Below are 3464 nucleotides of genomic sequence, written 5' to 3' on the forward strand. Positions count from 1 at the left end.
CTGTGACATATACGCGCTTGGCGCCACCTTTTATTACCTGATCACCGGTGCTCCGCCTCCGGGCAGCCAGCAGCGGCTGACCGCGGTGATGGCCGGAAACCCGGACCCCTGCCCGCCGCTGCTGGGCGGGCCGTGGGCGGCGGACCCGGCGCTTCTGGCAACCGTCGATCAGGCGATGTCGGTGCCGCCCGCCGAACGGTTCCAGTCCACCCGCGCCTGGGCAGAGATGCTGGCGGAGTATGAGGCCGAAGAACTGGTGCCTGCCACCGCAGCGGCAGAGGCAGCACTTGAACCCTTTGATAACGGTGAACTGGACGCAACCATCGCCGATCTGGTCGCCTCGACAAATTCCAGCCTGACCCCGGGCCAGCCGCGCGTCGCCCGCAAGGAAGCGGCGCCCGGCCCCGCACCGCAGGAACCGCGCCAGATGGTCAACCTGTTCGGTGAGCCGGTCAGCGACCTGGAAGCCTGGCTGGCGGAAGAGGATTCCCGCAACAGGCGCAGCAGAAAAGCCCCCGCCGCCGGACAGTTTCCCGCGGCCGCGGCAGGCAGCAGCGCCAGTGCAGAAAAACCGACCTTCGCAGGCCGCCTGCGCAAGATTTTCGGGTTCCAGAACGGCACCCCGGCAACCGTTAAGAACTGAAGGAAACCGCAATGAAGTTCATCAAGGATATCATCGGCGAAAAGCGGGAACGGGTGCGGGCAGAAGCTGCCGCCACCCCCGCCGCCGAACCGGTGCAGCCGCCGGCACGGGACCCGTTCGACAGCCTCGCGCAGCAGCAGGAGGCAGAGCCCTCTGCGCCGCCGCTCAGCCTGGACCGCGGCTTCCAGCTGGACCCGGAACCGGAGGCTGCTGAAGACGGCTATATTCTGCCGGAGGATTTCCTGGAGGAAGATGAGCCGGAAGGACAAGACAGCGCGGAAACCTGCCTCGACAGCCTCGACAGCCTCGGCAGCGAAGCGCCGGAAGAGGATGCCATCGCCGCTTTCTTTGCCCGTGAACAGACGCAGGAGACCGCCGCAGAGCCGGAACCCGTTGCGGCAGCCCCGGAGTATGCGGAAGCCGAGGACCTCTTCGCAGCAGAGGACGCTGAGCCGGAGGTTTTTGCCGCTGAAGACTATGCAGACGAAGAGGATGAGGATGCGCCGGAAGTACTGGCGCAAGAGCCTGATTTCGGCCGCCTGCAGCAACCGGAGGCCGCCGCGGAACAGCCCGGCAGCTACCGGGTTTTCCACCGCAAGCCTGCCGCCGCAGCGCAGATGGAGCCGGAGGCTGACGTGCAGCCGGAACCACAGCCTGATCACCAGGCGGGTCTTCGTGATGATCTGCGGTCTGATCCCTGGCCTGAACCGGTCCGGCAAGCTGAGGCCCAGCCCGCTCCCGCCGCGCAGATGGCCGCGCCACCCGGCTACACCCAGTTCCCGGTCGGCTGGCTGGCGGTGGTGCAGGGCCCGGGCCGCGGTGCCGCCTTTACCCTGTTCAGCGGCGTCACCGTAATCGGCCGCGGCGAGGATCAGACCGTTCGTCTCGACTTTGGCGACAACAGCATCTCGCGCGATAACCATGCGGCCATCGCCTATGACGCAGAGCAGAAGGCGTTTTACATCGGCCACGGCGGCAAGGCGAACCTGGTGCGCCGCAACGGCCGCCCGGTGCTCAGCACCGAGGAACTGGCGGCGGGCGATGAGATCCGCATCGGCGAGACCACCCTGCGGTTCGTGCCGCTCTGCGGTGCCTCTTTCGGCTGGGACCAGCCGCAGCAGGACGAAAGCGCCCATGCTGCATTCCGCTGAACTTGAGTACGACGCAGCGACGGCCATCAGCCAGGGTCGCCGCGAACGTCAGGAGGATGCAGTCGCCGCCGATTTCATGGCTGGCGCCGGTGCCGGCTTTGCGGTGCTGGCCGATGGCATGGGCGGACACGCGGCTGGCGATGTCGCGGCCAAAATCGTGGTGACAGAGGTGTTTGCAGAACTGAAGCTGCGCACTGGTGAGCCGGACTTGCTGGAGCCCGCTATCGGCGAAGTGCTGCACAGTGCGGCTGATGGCGCCAACGCCTGCCTTGGCGAATATGCCAGTCACCAGCCCCAGGTGCAGGAACAGGGCATGGGTGCCACGCTGCTGGCGCCGGTGCTGTTCCGCGACCGGCTGTATTGGATTTCGGTCGGCGACTCGCCACTGTACCTGTTCCGCGACGGTGCGCTGATCCGCCTCAACGCCGACCATTCGATGGCGGCAGAGCTGGAGAAGCTGGTGGCCCGCGGCCGCATGGATCCGGCAGAGGCTGCCGCCCACCCGGACCGCCACTGCGTGACCTCGGTGCTGACCGGTGCGGATATCCCGCTGGTGGATTGCCGCAGCGCGCCGGTGCGGCTGCAGCATGGCGATATCGTGCTGGCTGCAAGCGACGGGCTTCTGTTCCTGGAGGAGGAGGAGATTGCCGAAGTGCTGGCCGCCGAATGCCACAGCCCCAGCGCCCGCATCGGTGCAGCGCTGATGCGGCGGCTGGAGGTTCTGGATGCGCCGGAGCAGGACAACGCTGCCTTCTGCGTGATCAAGCCGTTCGACCCGCAGGCGCAACACCCTGACGCGGCGGAAGCTGCCGCGCCGCCAGCGCCGGAGCAGCCGCCGCTCGAACCCGCAGCTGGAACAGACCCTCAGCGCCGGACGTCTGCCGTCCGAGGTTTCCGGTTGGGGCAGCCAATTGCTGCAGCGCCTGCGCCAGCCGGTGCAGGTGGCGGTTGCGGGCTGCCCCGGCAGCGGCAAATCCGCCCTCATCGATATGCTCTTGGGCCGGGTGGTCATCGGCCGGAACGGCTGCGGACTTCTGGTCGATGTCTGCTACGGCACGCAGGAAATGGCGGAAGTTGAGACCGCCGCCGGCGAACGCCTGCAAATGCCGGGCGTGCTGGCAAAGGTGGAGCTGCCGCAGGACACCCGCCGGGTGCGCCAGACCTTGCCCGACCCGCGCCTGCGCTGGCACAGCTACCGCGAACTGCCGCTCTCCGGCCCGCAGGCCGCGCAGCAGGAGATGCTGCAGCAGGCCGCAGGCAGTGCCGACATCATCCTGTGGTGCAGCCAGGAGTTCGCCGCAGATGAACAGGTGCTTTGGTCCGCGGTGCCCGACAGCACCAAGGACCACAGTTTCCTGGTCCTGACTATGGCCGACCGCCAGGTGATGCGCGGCACCCTGCCCGCCCTGATAGAAACGCTGGAGCCGGTGGCAGCAGAGGAGTTTCTGGGCGTCTACCCGGTTGCCGCGATCCAAGGGCTGACCGCCCGCACCGCTGAGGCGCCGCAGGACGGGCTGTGGCGCTCCAGCGGCGGCAGGCAGCTGAGCGAGGACATCCAGCGCCAGGTCGATCAGGGCCGCGCCTCCGACGTGGATCAGGCCGAACTGCTGATCCGCCAGGTCGGCGGCAGCCTGCCGGCTGAGACCGCCGCCGCCGTTCCGGCCCCTGCC

At 67.9% G+C, this 3464-nt stretch carries 2 protein-coding genes and 2 pseudogenes; all 4 read left to right on the top strand.

Annotation, left to right across the window (positions count from 1 at the left end):
• A pseudogene (locus A9D60_RS25280) lies at positions 1-643 on the top strand (serine/threonine protein kinase); the annotation flags it as partial.
• Positions 644-654: 11 nt separating this feature from the next.
• On the top strand, positions 655-1794 hold the full coding sequence (locus A9D60_RS27190) for an FHA domain-containing protein (protein ID WP_065270134.1): 1140 nt from the start codon (positions 655-657) through the stop codon (positions 1792-1794).
• Complete coding sequence (locus A9D60_RS25290; protein ID WP_254656800.1) at positions 1778-2872, top strand: PP2C family protein-serine/threonine phosphatase; 1095 nt, start codon at positions 1778-1780, stop codon at positions 2870-2872. Before A9D60_RS27190 ends, A9D60_RS25290 begins: the two co-directional genes overlap by 17 nt.
• Positions 2859-3464 (top strand): annotated as a pseudogene (locus A9D60_RS25295) (hypothetical protein); the annotation flags it as partial. The gene A9D60_RS25290 and the pseudogene A9D60_RS25295, both read left to right, overlap by 14 nt.

This window comes from Leisingera sp. JC1, from assembly GCF_001679925.1.
GTDB lineage: Bacteria > Pseudomonadota > Alphaproteobacteria > Rhodobacterales > Rhodobacteraceae > Leisingera.